A 16,957-nucleotide genomic window follows, 5' to 3' on the forward strand; every position below is an offset into this window, starting at 1 on the left:
AAAAGGTTAGAAACTTCTTTAGGGAGGTACCTATATGGCGAGTTTGAGACCGAGGAGGTGTATTTAATGTACGCTATAGTTAAAACAGGTGGAAAGCAATATAAAGTTGCTGAAGGTGATGTATTATTCGTTGAAAAGTTAGAAGCTAACGCAGGTGATGTTGTTACTTTAAACGAAGTATTAGCTTGCACTAAAGATGGTGAGTTAGTAGTTGGAGCTCCAGTTGTAGAAGGTGCTTCTGTTCAAGCGAAAGTTGTTGAACAAGGTAAAGCTAAGAAAGTTGTAGTTTTCAAGTATAAAGCTAAGAAAGACTACAGAAGAAAGCAAGGACATCGTCAACCATACACTAAGATAGTTATCGAAAAGATAAACGCTTAATTAATGGTTAAGTAATGATAAAAGTTAAATATTATTACAATGATGACTTTTCAATAAAAGGATTTTGTCTAAAAGGACATGCTGATTATGCTGAGATAGGCTATGATATAGTATGCTCTGCAGTTACATCAAATGCAATTGCAGTTATAAATTCTTTAGACAAATTACAGAAAGTTGAATTTGATAAAGTAATAGGACAAGAAGGTCATATAGAATGCATCGTTAAAGATGAATTTTTAAATGACGCTAAACTTTTATTAGATCATTTTCAATTGGCTATTGAAGGAATTAAACGGGAATATCCCAAAAATATAAAAATCTTAAAAAAGTAGGGGGTGACTCCATATGTTAAACATGAACTTACAGTTACTTGCATCTAAGAAAGGGGTAGGATCTTCTAAAAACGGTAGAGATTCTATAGCTAAGAGATTAGGTGTTAAGAGATTTGACGGACAAGTTGTAACTGCTGGTAGTATAATAGTAAGACAAAGAGGTACTAAAATACATCCAGGAACTAACGTAGGTAGAGGTGGCGATGACACTTTATTTGCATTAGTTGACGGTGCTGTTAAATTCGAAAGAAAAGATAAGAAGAGAAAGAAAGTAAGTGTATACCCAGTATCTATAGCTGAGTAATATACCAAAAAAGGAGTGTTAATACACTCCTTTTTCTTGTAAATAGATATTTATAGAATGATAAGTGTCTATTTTGTAAAAAATAATTAAAAAGTCTTAATCAAGTAGGTGATTAATTTGTTTATAGATAAAGCTAGAATATTTGTTAAAGCTGGAAACGGTGGAAATGGTGCGGTAGGTTTTAGAAAAGAAAAATATGTTCCAGCTGGTGGTCCAGACGGTGGAGACGGTGGAAATGGTGCAAGTATAATATTTGAAGTTGACTTAGGTCTTAGAACTTTAATGGACTTCAAGTATCAAAGAAAATATGCAGCAGAGCCAGGTGGAGATGGTACAAAAGGAAGAAGAGCAGGTAAAAATGGAGAAGATTTATTACTTAAAGTACCTGCTGGAACAATAATAAGAGATGAAGCAACAGGTTTAGTACTTGCAGATTTAAAGCAAGAAGGAGATAGAGCTGTTATTGCTAGAGGTGGTAGAGGTGGAAAAGGAAACCAACATTTTGCCAATGCTGTAAGACAAGCTCCTGCTTTTGCAAAATCAGGAACTGATGGACAAGAAAGATGGATAACTTTAGAGCTTAAGATGATAGCAGATGTAGGTCTGTTAGGATTCCCTAATGTTGGTAAATCAACTTTCTTATCTGTTGTTACTAAAGCTAAACCAAAGATAGCTAACTATCATTTTACAACGTTAACTCCTAATTTAGGTGTTGTACAAACAAAGTTTGGAGAAAGCTTCGTATTAGCTGATATACCTGGATTAATAGAAGGGGCAGCAGAAGGAATTGGTCTTGGCCATGACTTCTTAAGACACGTTGAAAGAACTAAAGTTTTAATACATATAGTTGATATATCTGGACTAGAAGGTAGAGATGCTTTAGAAGATTTTGATAAAATAAATGATGAACTTAAGATGTATAATGAAAAATTATCAACTAGACCACAAGTAGTAGTAGCTAATAAAATTGATATATTAGAAGATGAAAGTGTATTTGAAGATTTTAAAAATGAATTAGAATCTAGAGGATATAAAGTATTTAAAATGTCTGCAGCTACTCGTCAAGGAATAGATGATGTAATTGCTTATGTAACTCAGTTATTACAAGAAGCAGAAGAAATCGAGCTAGTTTCAGAAGAAGAAATGTATAGACCTGAATTAGATATACAAGAAGAAGAAGGTTTAAGTGTAGAAATAGAAGATGGAGTATATGTTGTTACTGGTAAGGCACTTAGAAGAATTATGTACTCTGTTAATTTTGACGATATGGAATCTCTTCAATTCTTCCAAAACTCTATGGAAAATCAAGGTGTATTTGATAAGTTAAGAGAAATGGGAATAGAAGATGGAGATACAGTTAGAATTTACGAATTAGAATTTGAATTCTACAATTAAAATTTAAAGAGGTGATAAAATATGTTAAAAGGTAAGCAAAGAGCACACTTAAGATCAATAGCAAATACTTTAAAGCCAGCTACTCAAATAGGAAAAGATGGTGTAACAGAAAGCTTTTTAGAGCAATTAGATGATATGTTAAGAGTTAGAGAAATAGTTAAAGTAACTATACTTGAAACTGCTGGATTAGATACTAAAGAGACTGCTAATGCAGTATGTGAAGCTTTAAGAGCGGAATTTGTACAAGCTATAGGATCTAAATTTACATTATATAAAAAGAATATGGAAAATCCTCAAATAGTATTCCCTGGTCATGAGCAAGCTAAAGCAAAAGTTAAGGTTGAAAATATGACTAAAAAAGGAAAAGCTACTAAAAAATCATATAGATAAATAGAAAGCACTTGTATATATACAAGTGCTTTTTTGATTTTAATTTAAAAAATTAAGTGAATTTGTATAAAAGTATAATAAAATATTTGAAAATATAGATTTTTATAAAAAAACATGTTAATATAATGACTAGAAATGGGTATATATAAAATGAAGAGGAAAACGAAAACATAATAGATGAAAGGCTAGTTTAGGAGGACAAATATGAGAGTTATAATAATTGGAGCTGTAGCAGCAGGAATGAGTGCAGCTGCTAAATTAAAAAGAATGCAACCAGAGTATGAAGTTGTAGTATATGAAAAAGGGGATGTAGTTTCGTTTGGAGCATGCGGACTTCCATATTTTGTAGGTGGATTTTTTGATGATCCCAATAATATGATAGCAAGAAGCCCTGAAAAATTTAGAGAAACAGGAATAGATTTAAAGATATTTAATGAAGTAATAGATGTAGATGTTAATAATAAAAAAGTTACAGTAAGAAATTTAGAGACAGGTACTGAATTTGAAGACTTTTACGATAAATTAATGGTGGCAACAGGAGCTAGTAGTATAATACCACCAATAAAAAATGTTAAACTTGAAAATGTTTCAACTTTAAAAAGTATGGCAGATGGAATTAAAGTTAAAGAGCTTTTAAATAAAGAAGAAAATAAAAATGTAGTTATTATAGGAGCTGGATTTATAGGATTAGAGGCTGTAGAAGCTGCTAAGAAGTTAGGCAAAAATGTGACAGTATTCCAAGCTACAGATAGAATATTAGAGCAAGTTTTTGATAAGGAAATAACAGATGTTTTAGAAGAAGAAATTAAAAAGCATGGTGTTGATTTAAGATTAGAGGAACTTGTATCTGAATTAGTTGGAGAAACTAAAGTAGAAAAAGTTATAACAAATAAAGGAGAAGTTGATGCAGATGTAGTTATAATAGCTACAGGAGTTAGACCAGCAACAGCATTCTTAAAAGATACAGGTATCGATATGCTGCCAAATGGAGCTATCATAGTAGATGAATTTGGTAAAACTTCTGTAGAAGATATATATTCAGCAGGAGATTGTGCGACTATTAAAAATATAGTAACTGGTCAAGATACATATGTACCACTTGCTACAGGAGCTAATAAATTAGGAAGAATAGTTGGAGAAAATTTAGCGGGGGCGAATAATTCATTCCAAGGTTCATTAGGATCAAGTTGTTTAAAGGTTATGGATATGGAAGCTGGTTCAACAGGTATAACTGAAAATCAAGCTAAAAAATTAGGCTTAGATGTGAAAGTTAAGTTTATATCTGATTTTAACCAAACTAATTACTACCCGGGTAGAGATCAAATATACGTAAAACTAGTATACGATGCTAAAACTAAAGTTTTATTAGGTGGGCAAGTTGCAGGATTTAAAGATGCAGTTCAAAGAACAAATGTAATTGCAGCAGCTATATTTGGCAAGCTTACAACAAATCAACTGGGGATGTTAGATTTATGTTATGCACCACCATTTGCTAGAACTTGGGATGTATTAAATGTAGCTGGGAATGTATGTAAATAATTAAATTTATTTTGGATATATTAGAGTGTAGGTTTTCTACACTCTTTTTTATTAGAATTAATCTTCGAACTTTAAGCTTAATTCTAATCTATCTTCTCCGATTAGTGTATTTTCAAATACACTAGTAGCATTTGAAATATAATTGTAAGGATTATCTAGAGAGGGACTAAAGTGAGTAAGTAATAATTTTTTTACATTTCCTAATCTAGCTAAGTTCGCGGCCTCTCTAAATGTCATATGACAGTTTTTACTTGCTTTAGATATATCCATATCATCTCCATACATACCCTCACAAACAAATAAATCACTATCTTTTATAAATTGAGGTATGGAAAATAATGGTCTTGTATCAGTTATATAACTTAGTTTTATTCCTTTTCTACTATCTCCTAATACCATAGATGGGTTATATTCTATTCCATTCATAGTCATACTTTTACCTGACTGTAGTTTTTGCCAGAGTATTGTTGGAACATTATTTGCAATAGCTTTATCTTTATTGAACTGAGATTGCCTTTTAAAATATATAGAATAGCCTATACATTCAGTTGAATGTTCTAGATCTAAGCATGAAATTTCGATATCTTTTAAAATATCATTGGTCAAGGAAAAAGGGCCATCAGGATCTTCTATAATATTTAGTTTATAAGGTAAGTACTCAACTAAAACTCTTACAGCGTTCATATAATCTATTATTCCTCTAGGTCCTACTATAGTTAGATCCTCTGTTCTAGAGCTGTTACCTATAGTAGACAGTAGGCCTATAATACCATTAAAATGATCACCGTGAAGATGAGTTATAAGTATTAAATCTATATTTTTAAAACCACAATTTTGCATTTTCATAGATATTTGAGTACCTTCGCCGCAGTCTATAAGGATTTTTCTACCTCTATAATTTATAAAAAGCGATGATAGATATCTTGTAGGTGTAGGCATATTTCCTCCGCATCCAAGCAAAACTAAATCAACCATAAATTTAACTCCTTTTTAATAAAATAATATAATACAATTATAATATTTAGATTTATTATAATTGTAACATTTTAAACAAAAATGAATATTTGTAGTAATATTGTTTTATAGAATATTAAATAGATAAAGAGTGAAATCAATATGATAAATAGCTAAAAATAAGCTTTTTGTAAAACTAAATCGTAAGATATTGTTAGATTAAAGACGTAATTTAATTGAAGAAATAAATAAAAAGTTATAAAATAATAGAGTAATAAAATTTAATATAAGAGAACAAGAGGAATAATATGGATAATAAACTAAATGAAAATTTAATTAAGTTTATATTATGGAAAGAAATTTTTTCTATACCTATATATACACTACTTTTTAATAAGTTAAAGATAGTTTTTTGGATATATTTAATTATAGATAGGTTGATTGTTTTAACTATAATATCAAAATCTATCAAAATTGATGAACTTTTAGATGAAGCATTTAATAATAAAAACTCACATCTTTTAGGTTTATCTATTTTTTCTATGATTTGTAGTATTACACTTTATATCATGATTTTTATAAAATATAGAAAGTTATTTTATATACTTATTATATGCGAAGTAGCTGATTATATTGTAACTAAATTATTAGAAAAGTAGATTAAAACGTAATACATAATAATTAACATATAAAAAAATTGCTTTAAAATATAAACTAACTTAAATAATAAGTTATTTATATTTTAAAGTAGTTTTTTATTTTATATTGTCTTGTTTATAAAATTGGATAACATTATATATTCCTAATGCCAAACTTATAGCTCCAATAAGTATCCTTTTAACTTCGCTCAAAATAAATCCTCCTTCATAGAAATATATATTTATAAATCGTAATCATCTACATTTAAAAGTTTGTTTAACACTTTTTTTATAATATCATAATTAAATCCTTTATAAGCTAGATGTTGAGAAATTTTTTGATAAATTTTTCTGTTATCTTCTTTTTTTACCCTTTCATATCTTTTTTTAGCTAAATACATAGCGTTTTCAAATTCTATATTTTCATCAATTTCAGATAATGCTTCAGAAATAGATTCGGAGTTAATTCCCTTATTATATAAGTTTTGCCTTATTTTATTTTTTCCACATTTATTTAAGTTAATATTAGTATTAACTATTTTAGATGCAAGTAATTCATCATCAATAAATTTATTATTTCTTAAAAAATCTATAACTTTATCAATAGTATCTTCTTCAAATTCATTAGAAAGTTTTTCTCTGATTTTTTTCTCCGATTGATCAGTTTTAGATAAAATATTTAATGCTTTGTTTTTTGCTTTTACATACATTTCTTTTTCTAAAATTTCTTTTAAGTGTTCTTTTTCTATCAACATTCCTTTCTTTAAGTTAAATTCATATACTAACTCAGTAAATATTGCTAGAAAGAATTCATCATTGACATATATATTAACTCTATTTTTATCTTTTTTTTGTGCTTCTATTTTTGTAATTATAGCCATAAAAATCTCCTTTAAGTGGTATATAAATATAAGTATACACTAAAAATTAATTTATAATCTTTAATATTATAAAATAAATGATACAATGTTAGTAGTATTGTTAAAAAAGGAGACGAAATATGAGTATTGAGAATCTGATAAAAAGGGCAGAGGATAAAAATACTAGAAAGTTAAAAAAATTTGAAAATAAATCAAAAAATATAAAAGTAGGAATTATGGGCGGAACGTTTGATCCAATTCATTATGCACATTTAGCTACAGCTGAATTTATTAGAGATAGATATAAATTAGATAAAATACTTTTTATACCATCCGGAACACCACCACATAAAAGTCAGAGTATAACAGATAAGTTTGATAGATATAATATGGTTAATATTGCAACAGAGAATAATGAGCATTTTTTAGTATTAGATTTAGAGATAAAAAGAAATAACAAAACATATACAATAGATACTCTGAAAGATTTGAAAAAAACATATAAAAATATAGATATATATTTTATAACTGGAGCAGATGCAATATGTGATATTGAAACTTGGAAAGATGTAGAAGAAAATTTTAAGTTAGCAACATTTATAGCAGCAACTAGACCGGGGATAAGTTTGTTAAAAGTACAAGAAAAAATTGCGAGCTTAAAGAAAAAATATAATGCAAATATAATAGATGTATATGTGCCATCACTGGATATTTCTTCAACATATATAAGAAATCAATTAAAAGAAAACCATTCTGTAAGATATCTAGTACCTGAAAATGTTGAAAATTATATAAAATATAAAATGTTATATAGATATGGAGAGTAATAAATGAATTTAGAAAGTATAAGCAATCAGTTAAAAAATATGTTACCAGAAAGAAGATTTAAACATTCTCAAAATGTAGCTAAGTGTGCTGTAAAATTGAGTGAAATATATAGATGTGACAAAGAAAAGTCGTATATAGCAGGAATTATTCATGATTGTGCTAAATATTTAGAATCAAAAGAAGTTGATTATTATGTTAAAAAATATAGCATAGAATTAGATGAGTTAGAAAAAAATAATTTAGCACTATCACATAGTGTTATAGGTTCATATATTGTAAGAAATGAATTTAATATAGATGACGAAGAAATAATAAATTCGGTTAAATATCATACAACTGGAAAAGCTAATATGAATTTAATAGAAAAAATAATTTATATTGCAGATTTAATAGAAGAAGATAGAAATTTTCCAGGAGTAGAAAATCTTAGAGATTTAGCCTATAATGGCAAATTAGATGAAGCATTACTAACTTCTTTTGACAATACTATTAAGTTTGTTATTGATAATAAGCAACTAATACATCCTAGAACTGTAGAGGCTAGAAACTATCTTATGAAACAAAACAATTAAGTATGGGAATAATATCATTAAATATAAAATATCATAGGTACAACTATAGATTTATGGTATAATAAATAAATACGTTTAAAAATAGAAAGGTAGGAAATAATATGACAGTAGAACAAATTACTAAAGTTGTATACGATGCAATAGATGATAAATTAGGTCAAGATATATCTATTTTAAATATAGGAGCGGTTTCAAGTTTATGCGATTATTTTGTTATAGCTACAGCATCTTCTCAAAGACAAGTAAAAGCTATAGCAGATAATGTAGAAGAAGAATTAACTAAACATGGAATAGAACCAAGAGGAAAAGAAGGTTATGATTCTCAAGTATGGATACTTCTTGATTATGGAGACATTATAGTTCATGTATTTAATGAAGAAAATAGAGGATTCTACAACTTAGAAAAAATGTGGAAAGATGCTCCATATGTTGATATTGACACATTAGCATAATAGTGATAATATAATTTATTATAATAAAAGTTAAAATTATTAAATAGACTAGAGTAGTAAAAGATTTATATTTTTTCAGAGAGCTAGTGGTGCTGTAAACTAGTAAAATATAACTTTGAACTTGCTAGATAAATATCTATTTAGCCGTAGTTGGCATAAAAACTAACTAAGAGAGTCTAGTATTAGACTAATTAGGGTGGTACCGCGAGAAAATATAATCCTCGTCCCTAAACATTATGTTTAGGGATGCAGGATTTTTTTTATTTTTAAAATATAAAATACATAGGAGGAAATTAAATGAATGTTTATAAACCAAATGAAGTAGAAGCTAAATGGCAAAAGATTTGGGAAGATAATAACCAATATAAAACAGATACTAATGACACAACAAAGCCAAAATATTACGCATTAGAAATGTTCCCATATCCATCTGGGAAATTACATATGGGTCATGTTAGAAACTATTCTATAGGTGATGTTGTTGCAAGATTTAAAAAGATGCAAGGATATAATGTGCTTCATCCAATGGGATGGGATTCATTTGGACTTCCAGCAGAAAATGCAGCAATAAAGCATGGAATACATCCAGATAAATGGACTATGGAAAACATAGAAGACATGAGAGGTCAATTTAAAACTTTAGGTCTTAGCTTTGACTGGGATAGAGAAATAGCAACATCTACTCCAGAGTACTACAAATTTACTCAAGAAATATTCTTAAAATTCTTAGAGAATGGATTAGCATATAAGAAAAAATCTTTCGTTAACTGGTGTCCATCTTGTGAAACAGTTTTAGCAAATGAGCAAGTTGTTCAAGGTGCTTGTGAAAGATGTGATTCTGTAGTAGTAAAAAAAGATCTAGAGCAATGGTATTTTAAAACTACTGCATTTGCAGAAGAATTATTACAAGATTTAGATACTTTAGACGGATGGCCAGATAAAGTTAAGACTATGCAAAAAAACTGGATAGGAAAGAGTACTGGAGCGGAAATAACCTTTGATATAGATGGTATGGATAAATCTATAACAGTATTCACAACTAGACCAGACACAGTATACGGAGTTTCTTATATGGTTTTAGCTCCTGAACATGAACTAGTTAAAGAATTAGTAGCTGGAACTGAGTATGAAGAAGCGGTTGAGAAATTTGTTGCTAAAATGCATACTATGACTGAGATAGAAAGAACTTCAAGTGATGTAGAAAAAGAAGGAATGTTCATAGGAAAGCATGTTATAAATCCTCTAAACGGACAAAAAGTTGAATTATGGATAGCAAACTATGTATTAGCTGACTATGGAACAGGTGCTGTTATGGCAGTTCCAGCTCACGATGAGAGAGATGCTGAATTTGCAGCTAAATACAATTTAAATATAGTTGAAGTTATAAATGAAGATAATATAATGGTGAACTCTGGAGAGTTTGACGGTATGGAAGCTTCAAAAGCATTTGATGCAATAATAGAAAAAATAGAAGAAATGAAAATAGGAAAGAAAACAGTTAATTATAGATTAAGAGACTGGTTACTTTCTAGACAAAGATATTGGGGATGTCCAATACCTGTAGTATACTGTGAAGACTGTGGAATAGTTCCAGAAAAGAAAGAAAATTTACCTATATTATTACCTACAGATGTTGAATTTACTGGTAAAGGTGAATCTCCGCTTACAACTTCAAACACATTTATGAATACTACTTGTCCTTGTTGTAAAAAGCCAGCTAGAAGAGAAGCAGACACAATGGATACATTCGTTGATTCTTCTTGGTATTTCTTAAGATATATAGATCCTAAGAATACAGAAGAACCATTTAGTAAAGATGCGGTTAACAACTGGATGCCAGTTGATCAATATATAGGTGGAGTAGAACATGCTATACTTCATTTATTATACTCAAGATTCTTTGTTAAGGCATTTAATTCAATGGGAATATTAGACTTTAAAGAGCCATTTAAAAATCTATTAACTCAAGGTATGGTATTAAAAGATGGAGCTAAGATGAGTAAGTCTAAAGGGAATGTTGTATCTCCTCATGAAATAATAGCTGAGTATGGAGTTGATACTGCTAGATTATTTGTATTATTTGCTGCACCACCAGAAAGAGATTTAGAATGGTCAGATCAAGGTGTTGAAGGATGCTATAGATTCTTAAATAGAGTTTATAGATTAGTAGATGAATTAGCTGGAGTAGCTAAGTCTGATGCAACTATGGGAGAATTAACTAAAGAAGATAAAGCTATGAGATTCACTATAAATGCTACGTTAAAGAAAGTAACTGAAGATTTAAATGAAAAGTTTGGATTTAATACTGCAATATCTGCATTAATGGAATTAATAAACGAAATGTATAAGTATAAAGAGTTAGATAATAGAAATGATGCAGTTATAAAAGAGGGTGTAGAAACTATAGTTACTATATTATCACCATTTGCTCCACATATGGGAGAAGAGCTATGGGCTATGATAGGTAAAGAAGGAAGTATATTCGATATATCTTGGCCAACATACGATGAATCTGCTTTAGTTAAGGATGAAGTTGAAGTTGTAGTTCAGATAAATGGTAAGGTTAGAGGTAAATTAAGTGTTGCTGCTAATATATCAAGAGAAGATATGCAAGAAGCTGCAATAAATGATGAAAAAATTAAAGCTTTAGTGGAAGGCAAAGAAATAGTAAAAGTAATTGCTGTCCCTAAAAAATTAGTTAATATAGTTGTAAAATAAGATAAAGTGTTTTAAAAAGAGAGAAAACTTTTTGTTTTTCTCTCTTTTTTTATGATAATATTTTAATATAGGATATTTTAAGTAAATAATATTATTTTTAAGGTTTATTAAAGCATATAAAAACAAAAGATAATAATAAGTATTAAAAATTTAATAAATTTAAAAAATAAAAAATAAAGTTTAAAATTTTGTGAAATTAAAAAAATTATTTAAAAACATGAAAGATACATTATACAATTTAAAAAAATAAAGAAAAAATAGGAAAATATTTTGATTAATAATGTGGAGCGTGGAATTGTTTTAAAAATGCAATTAATTTAGAAAAATAAAAAGATTACGAAAAAGCGATTTCCTGTTGATTTTTGTAAAAAAAAAGTATAGAATAAAAATTGTTAAAGCAAGAACAAATTACAACGATTAAATTTTAAAAATAAAATTATATTATATAAAAAGGGAGAATTAATACGATGACAAAAGTTACTTTACAAGATATAAAAGACGCTAGAGAAACCATAAAAGATATAGTTAAGAAAACTGATGTATTAGAAAGTGTTAAACTTAGCGCTATGACTGGGGCAAATGTTTTCTATAAATGTGAAAACTTACAAAAAACTGGTTCTTTTAAAGTAAGAGGGGCTTGTAACAAGATAGCTAGTTTAACTGAACAAGAAAAGGCAAACGGTGTTATAGCATCAAGTGCTGGTAATCATGCTCAAGGGGTTGCATTAGGGGCAAAAATGAGTGGAATAAAAGCTACAATAGTAATGCCAGCAACTGCACCACTTGCAAAAGTTACAGCAACTAAAGGATACGGAGCAGAAGTTGTTTTAAACGGATTAGTATACGATGATGCTTATGCAAAAGCTGTAGAAATACAAAAAGAAACAGGTGCTACTTTCTTACATCCATTCAATGATAAAGAAGTTATAGCTGGTCAAGGAACAATGGCTCTTGAAATATTTGAACAATTAGATAACAAAGTTGATACTATATTATGCCCAATCGGTGGAGGGGGAATAATAGCTGGTGTAGCTGTAGCAGCTAAAGCTTTAAATCCTAATGTTAAGATAGTAGGTGTTCAAACTGCAAATATACCTTCAATGAAAGAATCTGTTGCAAATGGACAAGTTACAACAGCATTTAAAGATACAACAATAGCAGATGGTATAGCAGTTAAAACTCCAGGAGATATGACTTTCGAAATAATAAAAGAATTAGTTGATGAAGTTATAGTTGTAGAAGAAGATGAAATAGCACAAGGAATGTTATACTTAATGGAAAACCAAAAAGTTGTTGCAGAAGGATCTGGAGCAGTAACTACAGCAGCATTATTAAGTAAAAAGTATGCTCCTAAAGCTGGAGAAAATGTTGTATGTATAATATCTGGAGGAAACGTTGATGTTAACACATTATACAGAGTTATAGGAACAGCATTAGCCAAAGAAGGAAGAAGATTTACATTCAATACAGTAGTTCAAGATAAGCCAGGCGGACTTGCAGAATTAACTAAGGTAATAAGTGATAATAGTGGAAATATATTAAGTGCTAATTTATCAAGATTAGCTATAGGTGGAGCATTAGGAAAGCAATCAGCTGAAATAGTATTAGAGACTTTCTCAAATGAACATATAGAACAAATAACAAAAGCTGTAAAAGAAGCTGGATTTGAAATAACTGAAATGTAATTTAATATAGATATAAATAAAATAATACAAATATAGATAATATTTTTAAAATAAATTTAGATTTTAAATACAGGCTAAATATATACTAAAAAAAAGATTATAATTTTAGCCTGTATTTCAAAAAAATATGTACATAATGACAAATATAATAGTATAATAGTATATGAAATAGAGTACTATATACATAGGAATTATATTTATAAGGAGGAAACTGTAAAATGAAACATCAAGTAATACATACTGACAATGCTCCTAAAGCAATAGGACCATACTCTCAAGCTGTAAAGGCTGGAAACATGTTATTCGTATCTGGACAAGTTCCATTTGTACCAGAAACTATGGAAATAGTAGAAGGAGATGTTAAAGCTCAGGCTGCTCAATCTTTAAAGAACGTTCAAGCTATATTAGCTGAAGCTGGATTAGATTTTTCACATGTTGTTAAATCTACAGTGTTCATAAAAGATATGAATGAATTTGCTCAAATAAATGAAGTTTACGCTGAATACTTCGGAGAAAACAAGCCTGCTAGAGCTTGTGTAGAAGTAGCTAGATTACCAAAAGACGTTAAAGTTGAAATAGAAGTAATAGCTATAGGATAATTTTAATACAGTAAAGTGGCCAGATTAATAACTGGCCATTTTACAATTAAAATATTAAAATTTACAGTAAATGGAAGTTTCACATTGGTATCTAGTAAATGATTTAAACGCAAAAAATTTTAACTGGAAATCGTTAGATATTGTAAAATAAGAATTTATGATATCTGGTTTATATATTAAAATTTAGGATATAAATAAAATGTGTATATATGTAGATTTTAGATAAATAATATTAATATAATTAAAGATCTAAAACTAATGTATAAATATCCCAAAATCAGATTAATTTCAGATAGTTGACATTAAAGAGTAATTAACATTAAAAAAAGACATCTAAGAAAAGAAAGAGGTAAAATAATGGCTAAAGATTATAGTGTATTTGATATCGTAGGGCCTAATATGATAGGGCCATCTAGTTCTCATACGGCAGGAGCAGCTAGATTAGGAAAAACTGCTTCTAAAATAGCAGGGAAGCCAGTAAAAGAAGTAAAATTCTTACTTCATGGTTCTTTTGCAGAGACATATAAAGGTCATGGTACTGATAAAGCATTAGTTGGAGGAATACTAGGATTTGCACCAGATGATGCAAGAATAAAAGATTCTTTCAAATTAGCTGAAGAAGCTGGAGTTAAATTTGAGTTTATAAAAATAGATTTAGGTGAAAGCGCACATCCTAATACAGTTAAAATGGAAATGGTTTTAGAAGATGGATCAACATCAAGTGTTATGGGTGCTTCTATAGGTGGAGGTAACATAAAGCTTACTGAAATGGACGGATTAGCACTAGACTTTAACGGATCAAGAGCTGCTGTAGTTTTAGAAATAAAAGATATACCAGGTGCAGTATCGTTTGTAACAGGATTACTTGCTCATAACAACAAAAACATAGCAAATATGTCAACTAACAAGCCAGCTAAGTCTGAGTACACATTTGTTACAATAGAAACTGATGACAAGTTAGATCAAGACATAGTAGAACAATTAAGAAAATTTGAAGTAATAGCTAAGGTTGTAGTTTTAGACAAATTCTAATGAGTAAGGAGAGACAATAAAATGAAATATAACTTCACAAGCGGAGCGGAATTAATACAAAAATGTAAAGAATTTAATCTTAAAATACATGAAATATGTGTTGAAAGAGAGGCTGAACTTTCAGGAAAATCTACAGAAGAAGTAAGAGAACAAATGAGAGTTAGTTTAAACATAATGAAAGCAGCTACAGAAAAAGCTGTAGAAGAAGACATAAAATCTATGGGTGGTCTTATAGGTGGAGAAGCTAAAAAGTTAACTGCATTTAGATCATCTTCAAGAAGTGTATGCGGAGAATTAATGAATAAAGCTATGGTAGCTGCAATGGGTACTATGGAGGTTAATGCTTCTATGGGTCTAATAGTTGCTGCACCAACTGCAGGTTCTTGTGGTATACTTCCAGGAGCAGTTGTTACTATAGGTAAAGAATATGGATTCAGTGATGATGAAATGATAGATGCTTTATTTGCAGCTTCTGCAATCGGTGTTATAATAACTAGAAATGCTACAGTAGCTGGAGCAGAAGGCGGATGTCAAGCTGAAACAGGTGCTGCTGCTGCTATGGCTGCTGCTGGTGTTGTAGAAATGATGGGTGGATCAGCTGAGCAAGCTATACACGCTGCATCTCACTGTTTACAAAATGTTATGGGACTTGTATGTGACCCAATAGCAGGACTTGTTGAAGCTCCTTGTCAAGGTAGAAATGCAATAGGTGTTGCAAATGCTTTAATATCTGCTGAATTATCTTTAGCAGGAATATTAAATATAATACCATTTGATGAGACAGTTGCAGCAATGTACAAAGTTGGTAAAACACTTCCAATGGAACTAAGAGAAACTGCATTAGGTGGAGTAGCTGCTACTTGCACAGGGTGCTCATTAACTAAAAAAATATTTGGATAATTAATTCAAATTTTAGAAAGCTGATATGTATATATATATCAGCTTTTTTTGTATAAGAAAATTACGATTAAATTATAACTGTTAATCAGTAGTTAGAATATATCTATATGAAAAAACTAAAATGGGTATATTTAAAATTTTATTAAAAAAGAAGGAATTTTGACAAAAAAATAGAATTCTATTAGATGGTGGATATATTGAATAAAATCATAAATGAAGGGAGATTAATATTGAACAATATAGCTATAGGAATAAGAGATGTAATTAGAGAATTCGATATAACTAAAAATAAGATCGAATTTACCAATGATTTAAACATATTTTTAAATATATCAGCATTTAATGAATCTACAGGTGAATACTACGATGTTATAAAATCCAACTTTAATGATTATATGAAAAAATGGAATATAGATATAAATAATAAATTTTTAATTTTATCTAAATATATAAAATCTAGAAAATTACCATATAAAATAGCAAAGGATGAAGGATTTGAAATGATAAAAAGTGAAAAGTTTATAATATCAATGCTAGTTGAATTATATGCTATGAATATTATCATGGAAAATGAAAATGTATCTAAACAAGAATTAAGTAAATTTATTCAAAGTGAATTAGAATTAAATGATCTAAAAATAGCAGAAAAAGATATTATTTTAAATGATTTAGATTACTATTTCAAAGAAAAAAAATTAATGAATTTATGTAGAGAAAACATGATGAAGAATGATAAAGAATTAAAAAATGCTCTAGAAAAAACGGTAAAAGAAGTTGAAAGAAGAAAGAAAGTTAAAATAAATTTAGAAACTAAAATAATAAATAGTGAAATTCAAAGTCGGGAAAACGTAATCCTAAATAATGAATCAATAATACAAGAAAACATACAATTAAGACAGGAAATAGAAAAATTAAAAAAAGAAATTGATATTACAAATTCTATTATAAATGAACATATGGATAAAGAAATATGTTTTCAAAATGAAATTACTAAGCTTCAAAAGGATAATATAGACTTATTAAATTATGGTAAGATCCAATATGAAAAAGCTTTGGTAGATCTAGTAAAAAATATGAATGATGATACTAATGGGAATTTACTAGATAGACTATATTGTTACTGTAAGGGTTCAAAAGAACAAAATTTAATGTTTATAGCAACAAACTTCTTTAATGTTTTTAGACAAATGGGAATATCTCCTAGAGAAACTATAAAATTAGGATCCAGTGTATCTATAGAAGAGTATTCTTTTTATAATTATAGGTTAAATAAGGATATTTCTGATATAAAGTTATGTGAAGGAAATGTCATATATCCATCATGGTTTTATAATAGCACAGAGATTTTAAAACCATATGTAAATGTAAGGGGGGAGTAGTT

At 28.7% G+C, this 16,957-nt stretch carries 18 protein-coding genes; 16 read left to right on the plus strand and 2 right to left on the minus strand.

Annotated features, from left to right (window positions below; all coding sequences use genetic code 11):
• The first annotated feature begins 66 nt into the window (after positions 1–66).
• The 6 genes from rplU (at position 67) to NWE74_RS15220 (ending at position 4,338) form a co-directional block, all read left to right on the plus strand.
• Positions 67–378, plus strand: coding sequence for a 50S ribosomal protein L21 (rplU, locus tag NWE74_RS15195; protein ID WP_042275706.1), 312 nt, complete (start codon positions 67–69; stop codon positions 376–378).
• Between the two features lie 14 nt (positions 379–392).
• Positions 393–710: a ribosomal-processing cysteine protease Prp gene (locus NWE74_RS15200; RefSeq protein ID WP_258243818.1), complete on the plus strand. Its 318-nt coding sequence runs from the start codon at positions 393–395 to the stop codon at positions 708–710.
• A gap of 13 nt (positions 711–723) precedes the next feature.
• Positions 724–1,014 carry a 50S ribosomal protein L27 gene (rpmA, locus tag NWE74_RS15205; protein ID WP_092725413.1) on the plus strand — a complete coding sequence of 97 codons (291 nt, stop codon included), beginning with the start codon at positions 724–726 and terminating at the stop codon, positions 1,012–1,014.
• A gap of 117 nt (positions 1,015–1,131) precedes the next feature.
• Entirely contained in the window at positions 1,132–2,409 is a 1,278-nt protein-coding gene (gene obgE / locus NWE74_RS15210) for a GTPase ObgE (RefSeq protein WP_258243819.1), read from the plus strand.
• A gap of 21 nt (positions 2,410–2,430) precedes the next feature.
• Positions 2,431–2,799, plus strand: a complete 369-nt coding sequence (locus NWE74_RS15215; RefSeq protein WP_258243820.1) for a YhbY family RNA-binding protein — start codon at positions 2,431–2,433, stop codon at positions 2,797–2,799.
• A gap of 204 nt (positions 2,800–3,003) precedes the next feature.
• The gene (locus tag NWE74_RS15220) at positions 3,004–4,338 is read left to right on the plus strand and encodes a CoA-disulfide reductase (RefSeq protein WP_258243821.1); all 1,335 of its coding nucleotides are present in this window, start codon (positions 3,004–3,006) and stop codon (positions 4,336–4,338) included.
• A 57-nt stretch (positions 4,339–4,395) separates the two neighbouring features.
• Here the strand turns inward: NWE74_RS15220 and NWE74_RS15225 are convergent, their stop codons facing one another.
• On the minus strand, positions 4,396–5,313 hold the full coding sequence (locus NWE74_RS15225) for a ribonuclease Z (RefSeq protein WP_258243822.1): 918 nt from the start codon (positions 5,311–5,313) through the stop codon (positions 4,396–4,398).
• Positions 5,314–5,600: 287 nt separating this feature from the next.
• Between NWE74_RS15225 and NWE74_RS15230 the strand changes: the two genes are divergently transcribed.
• Positions 5,601–5,951: a hypothetical protein gene (locus NWE74_RS15230; RefSeq protein WP_258243823.1), complete on the plus strand. Its 351-nt coding sequence runs from the start codon at positions 5,601–5,603 to the stop codon at positions 5,949–5,951.
• A 221-nt stretch (positions 5,952–6,172) separates the two neighbouring features.
• Here NWE74_RS15230 and recX read toward each other — a convergent pair whose 3' ends face one another.
• Positions 6,173–6,811: a recombination regulator RecX gene (recX, locus tag NWE74_RS15235; protein ID WP_258243824.1), complete on the minus strand. Its 639-nt coding sequence runs from the start codon at positions 6,809–6,811 to the stop codon at positions 6,173–6,175.
• Positions 6,812–6,930: 119 nt separating this feature from the next.
• Here recX and nadD point away from each other — a divergent pair, with 119 nt between their 5' ends.
• The 9 genes from nadD (at position 6,931) to NWE74_RS15280 (ending at position 16,955) form a co-directional block, all read left to right on the plus strand.
• Positions 6,931–7,617: a nicotinate-nucleotide adenylyltransferase gene (gene nadD, locus NWE74_RS15240; RefSeq protein WP_258243825.1), complete on the plus strand. Its 687-nt coding sequence runs from the start codon at positions 6,931–6,933 to the stop codon at positions 7,615–7,617.
• A 3-nt stretch (positions 7,618–7,620) separates the two neighbouring features.
• A complete protein-coding gene (gene yqeK / locus NWE74_RS15245) occupies positions 7,621–8,190 on the plus strand; it encodes a bis(5'-nucleosyl)-tetraphosphatase (symmetrical) YqeK (RefSeq protein WP_258243826.1) in 570 nt (189 codons plus the stop codon).
• Positions 8,191–8,291: 101 nt separating this feature from the next.
• The gene (rsfS, locus tag NWE74_RS15250; RefSeq protein ID WP_092725427.1) at positions 8,292–8,642 is read left to right on the plus strand and encodes a ribosome silencing factor; all 351 of its coding nucleotides are present in this window, start codon (positions 8,292–8,294) and stop codon (positions 8,640–8,642) included.
• 297 nt (positions 8,643–8,939) lie between these two features.
• Positions 8,940–11,360 (plus strand): leucine--tRNA ligase, encoded by a 2,421-nt coding sequence (gene leuS, locus NWE74_RS15255; protein ID WP_258243827.1) that lies wholly within the window; start codon positions 8,940–8,942, stop codon positions 11,358–11,360.
• Positions 11,361–11,827: 467 nt separating this feature from the next.
• Positions 11,828–13,045, plus strand: a complete 1,218-nt coding sequence (gene ilvA / locus NWE74_RS15260; RefSeq protein WP_258243828.1) for a threonine ammonia-lyase — start codon at positions 11,828–11,830, stop codon at positions 13,043–13,045.
• Between the two features lie 218 nt (positions 13,046–13,263).
• Positions 13,264–13,644 (plus strand): RidA family protein, encoded by a 381-nt coding sequence (locus tag NWE74_RS15265; RefSeq protein ID WP_258243829.1) that lies wholly within the window; start codon positions 13,264–13,266, stop codon positions 13,642–13,644.
• Positions 13,645–14,001: 357 nt separating this feature from the next.
• Positions 14,002–14,676 (plus strand): L-serine ammonia-lyase, iron-sulfur-dependent subunit beta, encoded by a 675-nt coding sequence (sdaAB, locus tag NWE74_RS15270; protein ID WP_258243830.1) that lies wholly within the window; start codon positions 14,002–14,004, stop codon positions 14,674–14,676.
• A gap of 21 nt (positions 14,677–14,697) precedes the next feature.
• The gene (gene sdaAA / locus NWE74_RS15275; RefSeq protein WP_258243831.1) at positions 14,698–15,576 is read left to right on the plus strand and encodes an L-serine ammonia-lyase, iron-sulfur-dependent, subunit alpha; all 879 of its coding nucleotides are present in this window, start codon (positions 14,698–14,700) and stop codon (positions 15,574–15,576) included.
• Positions 15,577–15,806: 230 nt separating this feature from the next.
• Positions 15,807–16,955: an MICOS complex subunit MIC60 gene (locus tag NWE74_RS15280; protein ID WP_258243832.1), complete on the plus strand. Its 1,149-nt coding sequence runs from the start codon at positions 15,807–15,809 to the stop codon at positions 16,953–16,955.
• Positions 16,956–16,957 lie beyond the last annotated feature (2 nt).

The organism is Romboutsia lituseburensis (genome assembly GCF_024723825.1).
Lineage (GTDB): Bacteria > Bacillota > Clostridia > Peptostreptococcales > Peptostreptococcaceae > Romboutsia_F > Romboutsia_F lituseburensis_A.

Excerpts from the sequence above, each read along its gene's own strand:
- NWE74_RS15230 (WP_258243823.1), top strand. The coding sequence starts at position 5,601 with ATGGATAATAAACTAAATGAAAATTTAATTAAGTTTATATTATGGAAA.
- rplU (WP_042275706.1), top strand. The coding sequence starts at position 67 with ATGTACGCTATAGTTAAAACAGGTGGAAAGCAATATAAAGTTGCTGAA.
- sdaAA (WP_258243831.1), top strand. The coding sequence starts at position 14,698 with ATGAAATATAACTTCACAAGCGGAGCGGAATTAATACAAAAATGTAAA.
- NWE74_RS15265 (WP_258243829.1), top strand. The coding sequence starts at position 13,264 with ATGAAACATCAAGTAATACATACTGACAATGCTCCTAAAGCAATAGGA.
- leuS (WP_258243827.1), top strand. The coding sequence starts at position 8,940 with ATGAATGTTTATAAACCAAATGAAGTAGAAGCTAAATGGCAAAAGATT.
- rsfS (WP_092725427.1), top strand. The coding sequence starts at position 8,292 with ATGACAGTAGAACAAATTACTAAAGTTGTATACGATGCAATAGATGAT.
- rpmA (WP_092725413.1), top strand. The coding sequence starts at position 724 with ATGTTAAACATGAACTTACAGTTACTTGCATCTAAGAAAGGGGTAGGA.
- NWE74_RS15225 (WP_258243822.1), bottom strand. The coding sequence starts at position 5,313 with ATGGTTGATTTAGTTTTGCTTGGATGCGGAGGAAATATGCCTACACCT.
- yqeK (WP_258243826.1), top strand. The coding sequence starts at position 7,621 with ATGAATTTAGAAAGTATAAGCAATCAGTTAAAAAATATGTTACCAGAA.
- ilvA (WP_258243828.1), top strand. The coding sequence starts at position 11,828 with ATGACAAAAGTTACTTTACAAGATATAAAAGACGCTAGAGAAACCATA.
- recX (WP_258243824.1), bottom strand. The coding sequence starts at position 6,811 with ATGGCTATAATTACAAAAATAGAAGCACAAAAAAAAGATAAAAATAGA.
- NWE74_RS15200 (WP_258243818.1), top strand. The coding sequence starts at position 393 with ATGATAAAAGTTAAATATTATTACAATGATGACTTTTCAATAAAAGGA.
- nadD (WP_258243825.1), top strand. The coding sequence starts at position 6,931 with ATGAGTATTGAGAATCTGATAAAAAGGGCAGAGGATAAAAATACTAGA.
- sdaAB (WP_258243830.1), top strand. The coding sequence starts at position 14,002 with ATGGCTAAAGATTATAGTGTATTTGATATCGTAGGGCCTAATATGATA.
- NWE74_RS15220 (WP_258243821.1), top strand. The coding sequence starts at position 3,004 with ATGAGAGTTATAATAATTGGAGCTGTAGCAGCAGGAATGAGTGCAGCT.
- NWE74_RS15215 (WP_258243820.1), top strand. The coding sequence starts at position 2,431 with ATGTTAAAAGGTAAGCAAAGAGCACACTTAAGATCAATAGCAAATACT.